The 17,080-nt window shown below is 50.1% G+C and carries 16 protein-coding genes; 11 read left to right on the forward strand and 5 right to left on the reverse strand.

Annotation, left to right across the window (positions count from 1 at the left end):
* Window positions 1-95: 95 nt before the first annotated feature.
* The gene (locus ACOMG9_RS17610) at window positions 96-413 is read left to right on the forward strand and encodes a hypothetical protein (protein WP_448217862.1); all 318 of its coding nucleotides are present in this window, start codon (window positions 96-98) and stop codon (window positions 411-413) included.
* Window positions 414-483: 70 nt separating this feature from the next.
* Here ACOMG9_RS17610 and purL read toward each other — a convergent pair whose 3' ends face one another.
* The 4 genes from purL to tadA form a co-directional block, all read right to left on the reverse strand.
* Window positions 484-4,389, reverse strand: a complete 3,906-nt coding sequence (purL, locus tag ACOMG9_RS17615) for a phosphoribosylformylglycinamidine synthase (RefSeq protein WP_494529188.1) — start codon at window positions 4,387-4,389, stop codon at window positions 484-486.
* A 171-nt stretch (window positions 4,390-4,560) separates the two neighbouring features.
* Entirely contained in the window at window positions 4,561-5,733 is a 1,173-nt protein-coding gene (locus tag ACOMG9_RS17620; protein WP_448217864.1) for an RNA-guided endonuclease TnpB family protein, read from the reverse strand.
* A gap of 234 nt (window positions 5,734-5,967) precedes the next feature.
* Window positions 5,968-6,270, reverse strand: a complete 303-nt coding sequence (locus ACOMG9_RS17625) for a hypothetical protein (RefSeq protein ID WP_422412116.1) — start codon at window positions 6,268-6,270, stop codon at window positions 5,968-5,970.
* Window positions 6,271-6,381: 111 nt separating this feature from the next.
* Complete coding sequence (gene tadA / locus ACOMG9_RS17630; RefSeq protein WP_448217865.1) at window positions 6,382-6,882, reverse strand: tRNA adenosine(34) deaminase TadA; 501 nt, start codon at window positions 6,880-6,882, stop codon at window positions 6,382-6,384.
* A 235-nt stretch (window positions 6,883-7,117) separates the two neighbouring features.
* Here tadA and ACOMG9_RS17635 point away from each other — a divergent pair, with 235 nt between their 5' ends.
* The 9 genes from ACOMG9_RS17635 to sctU all read left to right on the forward strand — a co-directional run bounded on the left by ACOMG9_RS17635 (window position 7,118) and on the right by sctU (window position 14,200).
* On the forward strand, window positions 7,118-7,615 hold the full coding sequence (locus ACOMG9_RS17635) for a type III secretion system chaperone (protein WP_317145613.1): 498 nt from the start codon (window positions 7,118-7,120) through the stop codon (window positions 7,613-7,615).
* 110 nt (window positions 7,616-7,725) lie between these two features.
* Window positions 7,726-9,057, forward strand: a complete 1,332-nt coding sequence (gene sctN, locus ACOMG9_RS17640; protein WP_422134746.1) for a type III secretion system ATPase SctN — start codon at window positions 7,726-7,728, stop codon at window positions 9,055-9,057.
* Between the two features lie 5 nt (window positions 9,058-9,062).
* On the forward strand, window positions 9,063-9,524 hold the full coding sequence (gene sctO, locus ACOMG9_RS17645; protein ID WP_422134747.1) for a type III secretion system stalk subunit SctO: 462 nt from the start codon (window positions 9,063-9,065) through the stop codon (window positions 9,522-9,524).
* A gap of 27 nt (window positions 9,525-9,551) precedes the next feature.
* The gene (locus ACOMG9_RS17650; protein ID WP_448217866.1) at window positions 9,552-10,286 is read left to right on the forward strand and encodes a type III secretion HpaP family protein; all 735 of its coding nucleotides are present in this window, start codon (window positions 9,552-9,554) and stop codon (window positions 10,284-10,286) included.
* Between the two features lie 67 nt (window positions 10,287-10,353).
* Window positions 10,354-11,379 (forward strand): type III secretion system cytoplasmic ring protein SctQ, encoded by a 1,026-nt coding sequence (gene sctQ, locus ACOMG9_RS17655; protein WP_448217867.1) that lies wholly within the window; start codon window positions 10,354-10,356, stop codon window positions 11,377-11,379.
* A gap of 30 nt (window positions 11,380-11,409) precedes the next feature.
* Window positions 11,410-12,069 carry a type III secretion system export apparatus subunit SctR gene (gene sctR / locus ACOMG9_RS17660; protein WP_422134750.1) on the forward strand — a complete coding sequence of 220 codons (660 nt, stop codon included), beginning with the start codon at window positions 11,410-11,412 and terminating at the stop codon, window positions 12,067-12,069.
* A gap of 9 nt (window positions 12,070-12,078) precedes the next feature.
* Window positions 12,079-12,342: a type III secretion system export apparatus subunit SctS gene (gene sctS / locus ACOMG9_RS17665; protein WP_317145607.1), complete on the forward strand. Its 264-nt coding sequence runs from the start codon at window positions 12,079-12,081 to the stop codon at window positions 12,340-12,342.
* A gap of 14 nt (window positions 12,343-12,356) precedes the next feature.
* Window positions 12,357-13,148: a type III secretion system export apparatus subunit SctT gene (gene sctT / locus ACOMG9_RS17670; RefSeq protein ID WP_422134751.1), complete on the forward strand. Its 792-nt coding sequence runs from the start codon at window positions 12,357-12,359 to the stop codon at window positions 13,146-13,148.
* Entirely contained in the window at window positions 13,145-14,200 is a 1,056-nt protein-coding gene (gene sctU, locus ACOMG9_RS17675) for a type III secretion system export apparatus subunit SctU (RefSeq protein ID WP_448217868.1), read from the forward strand. Before sctT ends, sctU begins: the two co-directional genes overlap by 4 nt.
* A gap of 24 nt (window positions 14,201-14,224) precedes the next feature.
* On the opposite strand, the gene ACOMG9_RS17680 is transcribed toward sctU, so the two are convergent.
* Complete coding sequence (locus tag ACOMG9_RS17680; RefSeq protein ID WP_448217869.1) at window positions 14,225-15,505, reverse strand: DNA polymerase Y family protein; 1,281 nt, start codon at window positions 15,503-15,505, stop codon at window positions 14,225-14,227.
* A gap of 202 nt (window positions 15,506-15,707) precedes the next feature.
* Between ACOMG9_RS17680 and ACOMG9_RS17685 the strand changes: the two genes are divergently transcribed.
* The gene (locus tag ACOMG9_RS17685; protein WP_448217870.1) at window positions 15,708-16,961 is read left to right on the forward strand and encodes a hypothetical protein; all 1,254 of its coding nucleotides are present in this window, start codon (window positions 15,708-15,710) and stop codon (window positions 16,959-16,961) included.
* Window positions 16,962-17,080: the final 119 nt, after the last annotated feature.

Below are 17,080 nucleotides of genomic sequence, written 5' to 3' on the forward strand. Positions count from 1 at the left end.
AATGTCTAACAATTAAGCGTTCATTAAAAATTCAAGTCAAATCCTGACTTTCTGGTGAACTGATCTTTGACTATTTAAAAGAAGGAGTAAATTCTATGAAAAAATTCATTCTGGCAGTCCTTTTGGCTTCAGCGTCTACCATGGTTGGTGCAGAAATGCGAAAAATAGACGAGCATACGCAAGCGGAGACGTGGTATATGAGGAGCGCAGTAAGCTACTTTGACACAGTTTCTCAACAATATTGTCTGGTGGTTTTAGATAATTTTTATAGTGGCAAAAATTCGCTTATGGACTGCAAAAGTGTCCATGAACTCTCAGAGCAGGCACAAAGAAACATTCTCGGCGACGCCTATGTACCAAAATCTGGCGCTGGCGCGTGTGATGCCTCTTCGGATAGTTGTCCCAAAAACTGATTTTTAGTGATTAAGCCGGATACTCATCGAGTACCCAGCTTAATCAATTGCTTTACTACTCGCCCAACATTCAATCAACCCAGACCCGGGCATTCCTGAACATTCTCATCCAGGGTGAATCTTCACCCCAGGTGTCAGGATACCAGCTGTTCTGAACCGCCCTGAATACCCTCTCCGGGTGAGGCATCATAATCGTCACCCTGCCATCAGCCGAGGTCAGACCCGTGATCCCCTGAGCAGAACCGTTAGGGTTGTAGGGGTAACGCTCAGTAGCCCGTCCCTGATTATCCACGTATCTGAGGGCCAACTGACCACTGGCAGACAGTTTCCGGATTTGGTCAGCCTTTTTGAACTCGGTGTAGCCTTCACCGTGAGCCACCGCAATAGGCATTCTGGAACCTTCCATACCTCTGAAGAGAATGGACTTGTTCTGCTGGACTTCGACCATCACGGTTCTGGCTTCAAACTGCTCAGACTGATTACGGACAAAGTGTGGCCAGTGCTCTGCACCCGGAATCAATTCATGGAGATTGGATAGCATCTGACAACCATTGCAGACACCCAGGGCAAAACTGTCCGGACGATCAAAGAAAGCCGCAAACTGGTCACGGGCCATGCTGTTAAACAGCACTGATTTCGCCCAGCCTTCTCCCGCACCCAGAACATCACCGTAGGAGAAACCGCCACAGGCTACCAATCCTTTGAATTCTGTCAGGTTACGGCGACCGGAAAGAATGTCACTCATGTGAACATCCACTGCCTGAAAGCCAGCCTTATCAAAAGCCGCTGCCATTTCCACATGACCGTTAACACCCTGCTCCCTCAGAATGGCTACCTGAGGTTTGCTGGCGCCAGTGGCAATAAATGGAGCAGCAACATCCCTATTGATGTCGAACGGCAAAGAGGCATGTAAGCCTGTGTCGCCGTCATCCAGCAGGTTATCAAATTCCTGACGGGCACATTCAGGATTATCTCTCAGAGCCTGCATGCGATAGCTGGTTTCAGCCCACCAGCGCTGGTATTTAACCCGGCTTTCGCTACTGATCAGCTCGCCATTGAAGACAAAGTTGATGCGCTGATCCGGTCTCAGAGAGGCAATGGTATGCACGCAGGAAGCCAGACCCAGCCCAGCCAGAATATCCTTAACTTTACCTTTGTCTGCACGACGAACCTGCAGAACGGCGCCCAACTCTTCGTTAAACAGGGCGGGGATAATGGCCGCTTCATCGCCCGCCAGCTTATTCAGATTCACCTCAATACCGGTATGACCGGCAAAGGCCATCTCAACCAGTGTGGTAAAGAGACCACCGTCTGAACGGTCGTGGTATGCCAACAGCAGGTCTTCTTCCAGACATTGCTGGATGGCAGTAAAGAACCCTTTGAGGTCTTGCGCAGAAGAAACATCAGGCGCCACATCACCAATCTGACCATAAACCTGTGCCAGAGCAGAACCACCCAGACGGTTTTGGTCACGACCCAGATCCACCAGCAACAGATCAGTCTCACCTTTATCGGTACGCAGCTCTGGCGTAACGGTCTTGCGGATGTCTGTTACGGGAGCAAAAGCCGAAATCACCAGCGACAGAGGCGAGGTAACACTCTTTTCTACATCGCCGTCTTTCCAGCTGGTGCGCATGGACATAGAGTCCTTGCCTACAGGAATAGCAATACCCAGTTCCGGGCAGAGTTCCATACCAACCGTTTTACAGGTTTCATAGAGTCTGGCGTCTTCACCCGGATGACCGGCAGCGGCCATCCAGTTTGCCGACAGCTTGATATCACCCAGCTTGCCAATACGGGTGCTGGCGATGTTGGTAATCGCTTCACCGATCGCCATACGACCTGAGGCAGGCGCATTGACCAGAGCCAGAGGGGTTCTCTCCCCCATGGACATAGCTTCACCCGTGAAGGTATCAAAAGCAGTAGCGGTGACCGCACAGTCAGCAACAGGAACCTGCCATGGGCCAACCATCTGCTCACGGGCTACCAGACCGGTAATAGAGCGGTCGCCAATAGTAATCAGGAAGTTTTTGCTGGCGACGGTTGGCAGCTTGAGAACTCGCTCAGACGCTTCTTCCAGAGTCACACCGGAAAGGTCCAGTGCATCCTGTTGAATAGTTTCTGCCTGCACATCACGATGCATGCGGGGAGGTTTGCCCAACAGAACGTCCAGAGGCATATCCACTGGCTTGTTATCAAAGTGGCTGTCTTCCACCAACAGGTTTGGCTCTTCAGTGGCCTCACCCACAACGGCATAGAGACAACGCTCTCGTTGACAGATGGCTTCAAACAGCTCCATATTTTCTGGAGCTACCGCCATCACATAACGTTCCTGGGATTCATTACACCAGAGCGCCAGGGGGGACATGCCTGGCTCATCATTCAGAATATCCCTGAGCTGGAAGCGACCACCACGGCCACCATCGCTGACCAGTTCTGGCAGCGCATTGGACAGGCCACCCGCACCCACGTCGTGGATAAAGACGATGGGGTTTTCATCACCCAGCTGCCAGCATTGGTCAATCACTTCCTGGCAACGACGCTCCATCTCGGGGTTATCACGCTGAACGCTGGCAAAATCCAGATCTTCCTGACCTTCACCGGAAGTCATGGAAGAGGCTGCACCACCCCCCAGACCGATCTGCATGGCCGGACCACCCAGAACAATCAGCTTGGCGCCAACGGGAATATCAGCTTTCTCAACATGAGCGGCGCGGATATTACCCAGACCACCTGCCAGCATGATGGGCTTGTGGTACCCCCTCACTTCTTCGCCAGCAGAGCCTTTGGCTGTGGCTTCAAAGGTACGGAAGTAACCGCAAAGGTTTGGACGACCAAACTCGTTGTTAAAGCCTGCACCACCCAGGGGACCTTCCAGCATAATATCCAGGGCAGTCACGATCCGATCCGGCTTGCCGTAGTCTTTTTCCCAGGGCTGTTTGTAGCCGGGAATATTCAGATTGGATACCGAGAAACCGGTCAGCCCCGCCTTTGGCTTGGAGCCTCGACCAGTAGCCCCTTCATCACGGATCTCACCACCGGCACCGGTAGCAGCACCGGGCCATGGCGAGATGGCCGTTGGATGGTTGTGTGTTTCCACTTTCATCAGGATATGAATGTCTTCCTGATGATACTGGTAATCTTTCTTTTCAGGAGACGGGAAAAAACGCCCGGCTCTGGAGCCTTCAATAACAGAGGCATTGTCTTTATAGGCCGAGAGCACACCTTCACTGCTCATAGTGTGGGTGTTACGGATCATCTGGAACAAAGAATGATCTTGCCGCTCACCGTCAATGGTCCAGGTCGCGTTAAAAATCTTATGGCGGCAGTGCTCGGAGTTAGCCTGGGCAAACATCATCAGCTCAACATCAGTGGGGTTCCTGTCCAACCCCTCATAGCTGGTGACCAGATAATCGATTTCATCTTCTGCCAGAGCCAGTCCAAGGGACTGGTTGGCGGCAACCAGAGCCTCACGTCCGCCTTCAAGAATATCCACACGGGTCAGGGGCGCTGGCTCGGTTTCTGCAAAGAGAAGCTCTGTTTCTCTGGCATCAGCCAACACAGCCTCGGTCATGCGGTCATGAATCAGGCTGGATACCACTTCTTTCTGGTGTTGACTGAGGCCTTCTTGGGCAGACACATAATAAGCCAAACCGCGCTCAATACGGTGAACCTTGCTGAGACCACAATTTTCAGCAATATTGGTGGCTTTGCTGGACCATGGGGAAATAGTGCCTGGACGGGGTACGACAAGAAACAAAGTGCCTGAGCACTCACCTTCCTGCATCCGGGGACCGTAGGTCAGCAGCTGTTTCAGAACTTTCAATTCCTGGTCGGACAGTGCCTCGTCGACCCGGGCAAAGTGCTGGTATTCAGCAAAAACACCGGTAATTTCGGGGATCCTGTGTTGCAGGGTTTCAAGCAGCTTTTGGCTACGAAACGGCGAGAGAGCCGGAGCACCACGCAAAATGAGCATGTTAAAAACTGTCCTCGACTGGACTCAGGGAGATAATCAGGGGCGCTATGATAATCGAAACCTAGGTATGGAAACCAGTGATTGATCTATGGATCTTGGCAGGTTTTCCCTTCAATGGTTCCCATCTATCTGTGACTGCTCCCCGCCCTGTCGGGCGAGGCTTCTGACTTCTCAGGCAGCAACCGGCAATGTGCCGGATTTACGCTTGCCTCCATCAGCAGAGACGGACAGACCTTCCGCCTTTAACTTCAAAATGCCTTGATGTTTTATGTTGATAGCGGCGTTAATATCCCGATCATGGACAGCAACGCATTCACACGTCCATGAGCGAGTTTTGAGCGGCATTTCCTCTCGCTTGCGACCACAGCAGGAACAGGTTTTTGATGAGGCAAACCACTGGTCAATTTTCACCAGATGTTTACCGGCCTGTTTTGCTTTGTAGTCGAGCTTAGTCACAAGGGAGTGCCAACCTGCATCAGCAATGGATCGGGCAAGGCAATGGTTCTTGAGCATGTTCTTGACCTTCAGCGTCTCCACAACCACCGCTTGGTTATCGTCAATGAGTTGTCTGGACAGTTTGTGCTGGAAGTCGTTACGGGCAAAGGCGACACGTTCATGCGCCTTTGCTACAAGGAGTCTGGCTTTGGCTCTACCTTTAGAGCCTTTCTTGCATCGTGATAGTTTTTTCTGTTTTCGCTTCAGGTTGCGTTGTGCTTTCTTCAGAAAGCGGGGATTGCCAGTCTTATGGTCGGTACTGGTAATGGCAATGTCAGTTAACCCAACATCCACACCGACTATGCAAGAACTTTGCAGATCGGCTACTGGCTTCGCTTCAGACGCACCATCTTCAGCCAGTACAGAAGCGTAGAACTTACCTGTCGGTGTTTTGCTTAGGGTAATCGACTTGATTTGTCCGGTAATTTCCCGGTGTATCCTTGCTTTAATTGGCTCGCACTTGGGTACTTTGATCCAGTCGTCACCTGCCGAAACAGAAGTGCAATGGTAGCTGCTTTGCTTACCATGCTTTGACTTGAAACGGGGAAAACGAGCTTGCAGCTTCGGATTAAAGAAGTTCTGAAATGCCTTGTCCAGATTGATAATGGACTGCTGCAAGGCAATCGAATCAGCTTCTTTCAACCATAAGTATTTTCGGCTTTTCTTGGCAATTACCAACAAGGGTTTCAAGTCTTTTTTCGGGGCAAGGTTCTGCTCTCGCACCTTGTAGTAATGGTTCTTGATGGCCAGAGCTTTATTCCAAACCTTACGCACAGCACCAAACTGACGGTTTAAAAAATCCGCCTGCTCTGGTGTTGGGTAGATGCGTACTTTAGTGGCTTTCAACATAACTCTTTACAAGTGAGTGCTCATTATTACAATGCCCGAAATAATATACTTATTACAGGTTATTTCAATTGACTGCGTACCAGCTTGCAGGCGGAACGCTCTGCGTTCCCGTCTTATATCCCCGCCCGATTGGGCGAGGATTTACGACGATTTTGCTAAAAATGCAGCTTGAGTGTACTTTCAGAGATAAATGTAAACTGAGTATTTCTTCCGTCCGGGTTAACACACTGAAATTCAGTTTTTGGGACAATAGCCTTTAGAAACTCCACTTTCGCCAGCGCAGGATTTTGGTACGTACATGTTGCCAAGAATGTTTCTTTGAGCCCGCTCTGAAAACTTATGGATAGGTTTGCAATCCAAAATCGAATGTTTAGGGTCAACAACCAGCAGACAGTACTGTTCAGACACTGTGTCAAAATAACTCGTCATGGTTCTTGAGTCCCAATCACTCAATAGCTTCCGTTCAATTTCTCGTATTTCTGCAGCAGCCATGATAGGTGCTACAACCAGTGGGATCGCCAGAATAAGTTTTTTCATCAAAATATACTCCTATTCACAAAGATAAGTTCACCCAAAAGTCAGGATTTGGGTTGCTCCTTCAATGAAAGGCTAATTCTAGGACAGTCCCTCTTAATAAAAAGTTTCATCTCAGCATAACTTCAAGCGCCTCTTCTCTGCTTTTTTGGCCTCACGTCGGGCTCTGAAAAAAGAGGAAATGATTTCGCTGCACTCCTCTTCAAGGACTCCGGAAGTCATTTCCACCCGGTAATTCATATAGGGCAGCTCTAAAGTCCGGCTCTGACTGACCAGAGCCCCTGCCTTGGGCTCCAGTGCACCAAAAATCACCCGCTTTACCCGACTGTGGATAATTGCTCCGGCACACATGGTGCAAGGCTCAAGAGTCACGTAGAGTTCACAATCCACCAACCGGTAGTTGTTGAGGGTGGCAGCCGCTTCCTGCAGGGCGAGCACCTCAGCATGGGCCACCGGATTGCAGCCACTGATGGGCTGGTTATACCCTCGACCTATGATTTCGCCTCCCCTGACCACAACGGCCCCGACCGGAACTTCGTCTTTTTCCCGGGCTTTTTCTGCTTCCTTCAGGGCCTCGCGCATCCAGAGGCTATCGGTACTGTTTTGATCTGCCAAAAAAGAATCTCACTACTCAGGGAATAAAACTGCCATGAGCTGAATATTTAAAAAAAGTTGAAACAAGTATACAGACGTTCGTCACTTTGACCGATAAAAACTCTAATCGGGTCTTGGAGTTCCCCAGAGCAGGTAATCAGGAATTCTCCAACGCAAGACAAAAGAGCGATATATACTGAAAGTTACTTATCGTTATTTCAGTTTCTGACTAAGAACCATTGGAGGGTCTGTTCGAATGAGTTACAAGCAAAATGTAGAAGAGAATATACAGCATTTTGCAGAGAGCATCGGTCTGGGTGAGCTCAGCTTGAATGAACACGATGCCTGTGGTCTCTGTTTTGATGACACCCTGATCGTAAACATGGAATACCTGGAAGAAGACGAAGCTCTGGTATTCGTTTCTTCAGTAAAACCCATGGACGCTCACGACGACGCCAAAACCAGCCTGTATGAAAAGCTTCTGTCACTCAACCTTCAGCATCACAGTATGCAGGGTGCCTTCCACGCCCTGAATCATGACAAGTCTGAAATTCTGCTGATTCGCTCTATGCAGGCTTCATCGGACTACGGTAACTTTGAATCCACTCTGGAGAAGTTCGTCAACACGCTCGAGTGGGTGATCTCCGAAGTGAATAATACGGAAAGCGATGGGACTGCCCCACCCAAAGATAGTGGCCCAAAGCCCCCTCCCACCGCTCCTGGCGGACCCGGAGACATGGGCATGATGGTCTGACTCTTGATCAACACATCAAAAAAGAGGGCTTATTCAGCCCTCTTTTGCTTTCTAGCTGATCAAACCCTATAGGGCGACAAAAGCAACGACTGGCAGAGGAGACAGGGATCGTGGCCGAAGCACTTAACTACCTCACTTCAGCGCTTCAAAATGCGGTTGAAAGCAGTCGGCTATTAGATATTCGTGGCCGTGTTACCGAAGTACAGGGCATGATCATCAAGGCGGCGGTTCCCGGTGTCAAGATTGGCGAATTGTGTGAGCTGGTGACTCCAAACGATGACAAAACCAGCTATGCCGAGGTGGTAGGCTTTCAGGGTCACGAAACGGTACTCTCGCCCATGGGTGAAATCATGGGTATCTCCTCCACGACAGAAGTGATTCCTACAGGTAAGGTTCACCATGTAGGCGTTGGCTCTCATCTTCTGGGACACGTGCTTGATGGTATGGGAAACCCTCTGAATCCGTCAGCCTTCGAAGGCGTGGAGCCTGAAACCTGGTATCCGGTTTATGCCGACAGCCCTGACCCGATGACCCGCCAGATCATTGATAAACCCTTACCTCTGGGCTTGAGAGTTCTGGATGGCGTCCTGACCTGCGGAGAAGGACAGCGTATGGGTATCTTCGCAGCCGCTGGTGGCGGTAAGAGTACGCTGCTCTCGATGCTGGTGAAAGGCGCTGAGGTTGATGTCACCGTACTTGCGCTGATCGGTGAAAGGGGACGGGAACTCAGGGAATTTATCGAGCATGATCTCGGCCCGGAAGGCGTCAAAAAGTCCGTTATCATCGTTGCCACTTCCGATAAATCTTCCATGGAAAGAGCCAAGGCTGCCTACACCGCCACGGCTGTTGCAGAGTACTTCAGAGACAAAGGCAAAAAAGTCCTGCTGCTGATGGATTCCGTCACCCGTTTTGCCCGTGCCCAGCGTGAAATAGGACTGGCAGCCGGTGAGCCACCTACCCGTCGGGGCTTTCCACCTTCGGTCTTTGCCACGCTGCCCAAGTTAATGGAACGTGCCGGTATGTCTGATACAGGCTCAATCACGGCGCTCTATACCGTGCTGGTAGAAGGTGATGACATGACTGAACCGGTAGCGGATGAAACCCGATCCATTCTGGACGGTCATATTATCCTTTCCAGAAAGTTGGCTGCCGCTAACCATTACCCTGCTATTGATGTTCTATCCAGCGCCAGCCGTGTCATGAATGCCATCACTCCGGAAGAGCACAAAGCCGCTGCGGGCAAACTCAGGGAACTTCTGGCCAAGTTTGATGAGATTGAACTGCTGGTTAAGGTCGGTGAGTACAAACCGGGTTCAGATCCGGTGGCTGATGAAGCCTTGCGGAAAATAGACGCCATACGAACCTTTCTGAAACAGCGCACCGACGAATTCAATGACTATGACACGACCATCCAGCAGCTGCGTCACGTCGTTGGAGTCTGATCTGAATGCTGCACGAACTTCTCAAGGTTAAGCAGATTCGTGAAAAGTCTGCTCAGGACCAGGTGCGTAAGTGTGAATACCGTTTGGAACAGGCTCAGCTGGAAGTCAAAAACAAAGAGCAGGAACTGGAAGAGTACATTGACTGGCGCTGTAAAGAAGAACAAAGGCTCTACGATAACATTATCAATACCGAGGTAAAGCAGAACGAACTTGATCAGCTGAAAGCCAATGTAGCCAGGATGCGTGAAAAGGATGTACTGCTGGAACAGGCCATCAACGAAGCCAGACAGGATGTCGAGAAGGCCAAAGAGCAGCTTGAACAGGCCCGTGAAGATCATATGAAAGCCATGCAGGCTGTGGAAAAGTTTGAAGAGTTTACCAAAGTTCAGGACGAGGAAGCCGCAAAAGAAGCCGCTCGCCTCGAAGACCTGGAAATGGAAGAATTTACTGTTCGCCCGAAATCCTAGGGTCTACAGATCGCAAGGAGGCCAATTATGCAGCCCACCAACGCTAATCAGAATGTTCAGCAGAATAACAACAACCAGCCTACCCAGAATCAGAGCCAGAAGGTGTCTGAGGATCAGGCTTCTGACTTTTCCAAAAAGATGAAAAAGAAGGAAGACCCGAAAAGCGCCAAAGGGGAATCCAAAGACGGTCAAAGCCTTGAAAGCCTGATGGCAGAACGCAGAAAAAGTGCCAAGGAAGCCCTGGAAGGCAAGTTTAAAGATCAGGGTAGTGGTCGTGAAGGTCAGAAAGGTCAGGAAGAAGGTGCCATGAAGTCTATGCTTGAGAGCAGTGACCATGTGATCGGTCAGGTCAGGGAAACTCAGCAGGCCTCAGAAGCTCAGCTGAAAAGCATCCAGGCGGTCAGTGGCCCCAAAGAGATCAATGAAGTCATCAACAAGCTGGTTGATAAAATCATGGTGTCTTCAAAAGACGCTATCCAGGGTGCCGAAGTTCGAATCACACTGAAAGACAACATTCTCCCAGGCACAGAAATCCGTATTCAGAGGGTTTCTGGTGAACTGCAGGTCACCATGAATACCTCCTCAGCAGATTCCCACAACTTCCTGGTAGCCAACGAAGCCAGCTTGATGAAAAACCTGGAAAAGCTGGGCGAAAAAGTTCAGGTCAATATCAACCTGTCTGGCGATGGCAACGAACAGAATGACGGTCGTTCCCAACAGGAGTACGTGGGTGAAGAAGATCAGGAAGACAATGATTCCTAGTCGGACTTAAGACTGTCCTACTGCGGTTAATTCCGACAGGGACTCCCAAAAGAGCGGATAAACACGAATGGAAGCGATACCACTGAAGTTTGAAACAATATCAGCCACCGAGCTTCAGTTGGGGCAACTCCTGTGTCATCGCAAAGCCCGCTACCAGATTCAACTGAACGCTATCGAATTCACTGTCTCCCTTGCCGGTCTTGGTCACCAGACATCCAGTTGGCAGGCTGATCTGGAACTGGCGGGTTACCCCGGCAAACTCTATCTGGGCCGACAGGTTCTGGATTTTCTTCTACCCAAAAAACTCGACCATCAAATCATTAAAAAACTGCCCGAAAGCCTTCGTGACGCTGCTATTGCCAGTAGCCTGACCCCCCTGTTTAATTTTCTGGGTCAGATGTTAGGTCAGTCTGTCACGCTCAGTCATCTCAAACCTGCAGAGGCGACAGACGCTCCTCTCATTGCAGTGGATCTTGAAGCCGAAAACATCCGCTCAACTATACAGATTGAGTATTCCGAGGTAATAGAGAACCTCTTGAAGTCAATTCCGCCTCATCAATCTACCTCGCTGCCCGATATACCTTTATGGGTAACCCTGCAAAAAGGCAGCACCTTACTGAATCGCAGTGAACTCAATGACCTGGAAGAAGGTGACATTGTTTTTCTGGAAAAACACGTCAGTGACTCAGAGGTGATTGTAGGAATCAAACAGAATGTTGCTTTTTTGGGCACTCTCGAGGATACCCGGGTCACTATTTCACAGAGGCTTCAGGCTATGGAAGAACATTATGACCAGGGCTACACGGATTATGAAGAGCCTATGCCGGAAGGTGAAGCTCCTCAAGCACCTGCAGGCCCTGTTGATCTTCACGACCTGCCAGTGACACTCATGTTCGAAGTGGGTGAGCAACAACTGACATTCGCAGAACTGCAAAGCCTGACGCCAGGCTATGTTTTCCAGCTCAGTAACCCCATAGAAGCACCGGTCAGGATCAGAGCCAATGGCCAACTCATTGGTAGATGTCAGCTGGTAGAAATTGAAGGCCGACTCGGAGCCCGGATCACAGAGCTGACGGGTAAGACTGAATCCTAAGCAGTACATCAATTAAAGCAGGTTCCCGCCATGGAAAGCGGCATTCTGAATTTAACCAGCCCATTTTATTTAATGGTGCCACTGGCACTGATGGCGCTGATTCCATTCATGGCAGTCATGGGCACTTCTTTTTTGAAGCTGGTGGTGGTTTTTTCCATTCTCAGAAACGCCACCGGTCTCCAGCAGATTCCACCTAACATTGCCATGAACGCCCTGGCCATTATCCTGACACTCTATATCATGGCACCTATAGGCTATGAGTCTTATGAGTTGCTGGAACCTGAAAAAATTAATTTTGAGGATCTTTCCTGGATCGAGTCTGTCAGGCTCGCCAGCGCCCCTTACAAGCAATTTCTCAAAGACAACACCAACGAAAATGAGCGTAACTTCTTTCTGAAATCGGCACGCCTTCTGTGGCCAAAAAAATACCAGCAGGAACTCTCGGGCGATGACTTGATTGTGCTGCTGCCCTCTTTTTGTATCACGGAATTGACCAAGGCATTCCAGATTGGCTTTTTGCTCTATTTGCCCTTTATCGTCATTGATCTGATCGTCTCAAACATCCTGCTGGCCATGGGTATGATGATGGTTTCGCCCATGACCATCAGCTTGCCTTTCAAATTACTCCTGTTTGTCTTGCTGGACGGCTGGACCCGTTTAATTCAGGGGCTGGTATTAAGTTATGGCTAGGAAAAGAACATGGTAGATTCGGACATCATCCAGCTCACAGCCCAGGCGCTGATGCTGACTCTGATTTTATCCATGCCGCCTATCATTGCCGCGGCTGGCGTAGGTCTGCTGATCAGTTTGATTCAGGCCCTGACTCAGATCCAGGAACAAACCCTGCCCTTCGCCTTCAAGCTGATTGCCGTCATCATCAGTATCTTTGCTACTGCCCGATGGCTGGGCATTGAGATTTATCATTACTCTCTGGCCATCATGAACAAAATCCCGGACCTCTAACCGGATAATCCGCCATGGTCATCCCAATAGATGAGCTAAAAGAGTGGTTTTATGTATTTACCATGGGCACGCCCAGAATTGTTGCCCTGTTCACTCTGATTCCTTTCCTGCACAAGCGCATGCTGGGGGGTGCCATGATGAGAAATGGCATATGCGCCTGCATGATCCTGTTTCTCCATCCTATGCTGGCAGAACACAAACCCGATGACACCATCACCATTTATGCCACTGCCGGAATTGTCCTGAAAGAAGCGTTTATCGGAGCCATTATCGGATTTTGTATCACCATCCCGTTCTGGGCACTGGAATCAGCAGGTTTCTTCATTGATAACCAGCGGGGTGCTTCCATGGCCAGCGCCCTGAACCCTCTGTCCGGTGCCGAAACTTCACCCATGGGTGTTTTGTTCTCCCAGGCCTTTACCGCCATTTTCATGACCAGCGGCTTATTCCTGCTGTTGTTGCAAAGTCTTTTCATCAGCTATGAGGTATGGCCTGTATTCAGTTTCTATCCCAGGTTGAACCCTGAAGCCTCCACTTTTTTCCTGAACCAGTTCAACCTGATTATTGGCCTGGCCATGTGGCTTTCTGCTCCTGTCGTTATCGCGATGTTTATCACAGAATTTGGTATCGCCCTGATCAGCCGCTCAGCCCCCCAGCTTAACGTATTTATTCTCGCCATGCCGATCAAATCCGGTGTCGCGGCAGCCATCCTGGTGATTTACGTCAGCACGATTCTGAAACTGGCCAAAAAACATGACGAAGGCATTCCCATGGTCTTTAAAACCCTGGGAGAGCTCTGGAAATGAGTGCTGAAAAGACAGAGAAACCCACTCCGAAAAAGCTGCGTGACGCCCGCAAAAAAGGTCAGGTAGCCAAGAGCAAGGAAGTCTCCAGCACCTTTGGCATTATCGCTGTGTTCTGCACCCTCTGGTTTATGAGCGATACCTACCTCACGACCATTCAGGAAATGGTGATCCTCCCGGCAACGGTTTATAACGAAAACTTTCAGGACGCTTTCAAAATTGTCACACAGGGCATTCTTGAAAAATCCATTGAGCTTCTGCTACCTCTGGTCATGGTATCCATGCTGTCTGCCATCATAGGCAACATCATGCAGTTTGGCTTTCTGCTGGCCGGTGAATCGGTAAAACCCGACCTCAAAAAGATCAGCCCAATTGCCGGATTCAAGCGCATCTTTGCCATCAAAAACCTGGTGGAATTCTTCAAGTCTGTTATCAAGATTGTGTTTCTTTCCATCGTTGTTTATTTCGTTATCAGAAACAGCCTCGCTGATATGTTCAACCTCCCCTACTGTGGTAGTGACTGTATTCTTCCTGTTGTCGGGGTCCTGATGAAAAAGCTGATGATCTATGCCATTGCGGCTTTCATAGTGATCTCTGTGCTGGACTATCTTTTCGAGAAGCAGCAGTTCACCAAAGAAAATAAAATGTCCAAGGATGAAGTCAAGCGCGAACACAAAGAGATGGAAGGTAGCCCTGAAATCAAAGGTAAACGAAAAGAAATCCACCAGGAAATTCTCAACGAAGCAGAAAACACCAAGAAGTCAGACGTGGTGATCAAAAACCCGACTCACCTGGCGATCGGCCTGCACTACAAACAGGATGTGACGCCACTGCCGGTGGTAACGGTTAAAGGCCGGGGTGGACGTGCACGCTTTATTGTGAAAATTGCCGATAAGGAAGGCATCCCCGTTATGGAGAATGTCCCCTTGGCTCACGCCTTGTTTGATACGGACATTGCCAGTTACATCCCCAGCGATTTGATTGAACCGGTGGCAGAAGTCTTCCGATGGGTAGAAGATCTCAAGGAAAAACAGGGCATCTCAGACGATTCTTGAGATTGAGCTTGTCAAAACATCCACTCAACTCTCCAAAGTATTCCTGGGTCCCGCTGGCCGCCAGGCCGGTGAGATAACATTGGGCATTTCCGAGCGATTCAGCAAGAGGGCCTTGCACAGAGCGAACTCTCCATAACGATGGTTGACCTCATCAATGGTCGCCAGCAGTTTTTCTTTTTTAGCATCTTCTTCCGTAAACAGCTCTCCCTGCCCGTATTTGGGTTGAGGGTCCAGGGCTCCAACGTGTACCTGGTGCACGCCCTGGCTTCTCTCACCCTGATCCCAATAGACATCCAGAAAAAAGTCCGCCAGTGCCATGATCTGGTCGCCATCGGATGTCGGGGTTGTCGTTCTCAGCTTTTTGCTGACCCAGCCTCCGGGCGTATTCATGCCAATGGCAAACAACCGGGCTTCAAAGTCATAGCGTCTGAGACGGGCAGCCACTTTTTCACACATATGCAACAGATAGGTTCTCAGGATGGTTTTATCCCGGGTATTTGGCGGAATCACCTTGCCATGCCCGATGCTCTGGGGCACGCCCACTTCTTTATGCAGTGGCTCCGGGTCCATGCCCTGGGCCATCAGCCAGATACGCTTACCCAGATTACCAAAACGATTGCCCAGCACGCTGATGGGCACTTTCTGCATATCACCACAGCGATGCACCCCGTATTGAGCCAGGTAACGTCCAATGCCTGACCCTACCCCACACAGGTCAGTAACCAGCACATTCGACAAGGTTTCGCGAGCCTGATAGGGGTGGACAATGGTCAGTCCGTCCGGCTTCTGCTGCTTGGCTGCCCACTTGGCGGTGCTCTTGTCACCACTGATCCCCACTGAACACAGCAGGCCGGAAGCCTCAAAAACGCACGCCTTGATCCTTAGACCTATCTCGGCCACCGGGCAATCATAAAGCGACTGACAGCCGGTCAGATCGAGAAAAGCCTCGTCCACCGAGAAGACTTCTATTTCTGGCGTGATGTTTTCCAGAGCTGCCATAATGCTGGAAGAAATCTGGGCATAACGATAAGGCCGGGAAGGTGCCTGGATCAGGTCAGGTGCCAACCCTCTGGCCTCACGCAACCTCATCCCGGTTTTGATGCCCCGGGCACGGGCCTCATAGGAGGCGGTAATGATGCAAGTCCCTGATCGGCCATTGGTGACACACACCGGCTTTTGCTGCCATTGAGGCCGATCCAGCTGCTCAATGGAGGCAAAAAAGGCATTCATATCCACCAGCGCAATCATTCTGGGCCAGGGCTTGTCTTTTACAGAAATACTGTTCATGCATACAGTATTATTCACCTGAAGCTTCCAGACAACCCCCTCTTTGATTGATTTTTTTTATCGCCCCCGAAACAGAGGCGTAACCGCGTCAATTGAGGCGAATGGTTGCTGTTTTATAAGGTCTTCCGGTTTCGTCAGCACTGCTGACAGAGATGTTATGCAAGCCTTTGTCTGAATCTCGTACGATCAGCTTTACATTGGTTCACACGGGGAAGTAGCCATGTTCAAACACGCAAGGATCGTCTTTCAAATCGTACTGACACTGTTCAGCTTTTTCGGCTTCAACGAAGCCGTTCTGGCGGCCAGATACCGCACCACGGTCTACGTAAGCAATTTCGACGCCCGGATGGCGGTTGCTCACACCGGCATCGAAACGCCTGCCTTTGCAGGTTATGCATCTTCAGGCAAAGATGCTCATCTGGCCGAAGATCCCGGCAATATCGCATTCAACGAATCGCCACTAAAACTGTTGGAAAGCGCATTAAAAGACATGTTGGAACACTCGAAGCTGGCGCCCAACAGCAGCACGGATCTCGTTATTGGTATCGCTGGCTACGATTTCTATCGCCAAAAGCCAGCACCTGAACCAGGCCAGCTCTCAAAATATCGATCTCTGTTGACTCAAAACTGTCCGGTTAGTCAAAATCGGGAGGCTTACTTCACCTGTATGGCAAAGGCTCTGTTCAGGGAACACGGGGTGATGGTGGAAAACGTAAAGTTGGTGGGCGACCATACCCTGATGGCCGCCAGTGCCAAAAGCTGGTTGCACAGAAACCATAAAGCCAGCAGACATTTCGACCTGATTCAGGCCACCACAATAGCGGTGCCTTACCAGGTCAAAAACGGCCAGATCACCCCCTGGTCTGCCAGATTGCCGAAATGGCTGAGTATGGCGGGGGGTTACTGGAATATTGGCCAGGCCAGCCAGAACGCCTGGTTCAGCCCTGTACCCTGCAAAAACAAAAGTTATCTTCCCTATATGGCGTCACAGCCAATCCATCAGGCCCTGTTCGCCAGCGACTATGTGCAGGAATATGGTAAATACAAAGGTGATCCCTATGCCATGATGAAGCGCTGGGGCCGCACAGGTATCAATACTCTGGGTTACCAGGTCAGCCAGATCTACAACGACGGCAACCGTCAGGATTATCTCAGCGGCCAGCATGCAGTGAGCCGCAGCAACTACGACAAGGCCCGAAGTCAACTGAAAGACCTTTTCCATGAGGTTATTGAGCAACTGGCCACTATTATCAACATCAAGCAGAGCGAATATTATCCGGGGCAGAGTCCGGAACACCCTATTGTCATCCTGGGAGAGTTCTCTGCCGACGTTCTGGAAAAGGCAGAAAACAGAGACCTGCTACTGAAGAGCCTGCCGAAAGAAGCCCGCTGTCGGGTGGATATTGTTCCCGGAGACACCTTCTTCCATAACCTTTCAGGCGGTGGGCTGCGTATTCTGGAGAAAGATCGTTAGTTCTGCTGACCAGACGGTCATTAAGCAGGCTTTGAAGGAAAGGTAAGCTGTAAGCTGTAAATCAATAACAGCAATAGCATTCAAGGATAGCAAGGAGTTGGCTATGTACTCATGTATGA

It is taken from the genome of Endozoicomonas sp. PH6C (assembly GCF_059322965.1).

Coding starts and splice junctions, on each gene's coding strand:
- ACOMG9_RS17610 (WP_448217862.1), top strand. CDS start 96: ATGAAAAAATTCATTCTGGCAGTCCTTTTGGCTTCAGCGTCTACCATG.
- purL (WP_494529188.1), bottom strand. CDS start 4,389: ATGCTCATTTTGCGTGGTGCTCCGGCTCTCTCGCCGTTTCGTAGCCAA.
- ACOMG9_RS17620 (WP_448217864.1), bottom strand. CDS start 5,733: ATGTTGAAAGCCACTAAAGTACGCATCTACCCAACACCAGAGCAGGCG.
- ACOMG9_RS17625 (WP_422412116.1), bottom strand. CDS start 6,270: ATGAAAAAACTTATTCTGGCGATCCCACTGGTTGTAGCACCTATCATG.
- ACOMG9_RS17635 (WP_317145613.1), top strand. CDS start 7,118: ATGAGTTACAAGCAAAATGTAGAAGAGAATATACAGCATTTTGCAGAG.
- sctO (WP_422134747.1), top strand. CDS start 9,063: ATGCTGCACGAACTTCTCAAGGTTAAGCAGATTCGTGAAAAGTCTGCT.
- ACOMG9_RS17650 (WP_448217866.1), top strand. CDS start 9,552: ATGCAGCCCACCAACGCTAATCAGAATGTTCAGCAGAATAACAACAAC.
- sctQ (WP_448217867.1), top strand. CDS start 10,354: ATGGAAGCGATACCACTGAAGTTTGAAACAATATCAGCCACCGAGCTT.
- sctR (WP_422134750.1), top strand. CDS start 11,410: ATGGAAAGCGGCATTCTGAATTTAACCAGCCCATTTTATTTAATGGTG.
- sctS (WP_317145607.1), top strand. CDS start 12,079: ATGGTAGATTCGGACATCATCCAGCTCACAGCCCAGGCGCTGATGCTG.
- sctT (WP_422134751.1), top strand. CDS start 12,357: ATGGTCATCCCAATAGATGAGCTAAAAGAGTGGTTTTATGTATTTACC.
- sctU (WP_448217868.1), top strand. CDS start 13,145: ATGAGTGCTGAAAAGACAGAGAAACCCACTCCGAAAAAGCTGCGTGAC.
- ACOMG9_RS17685 (WP_448217870.1), top strand. CDS start 15,708: ATGTTCAAACACGCAAGGATCGTCTTTCAAATCGTACTGACACTGTTC.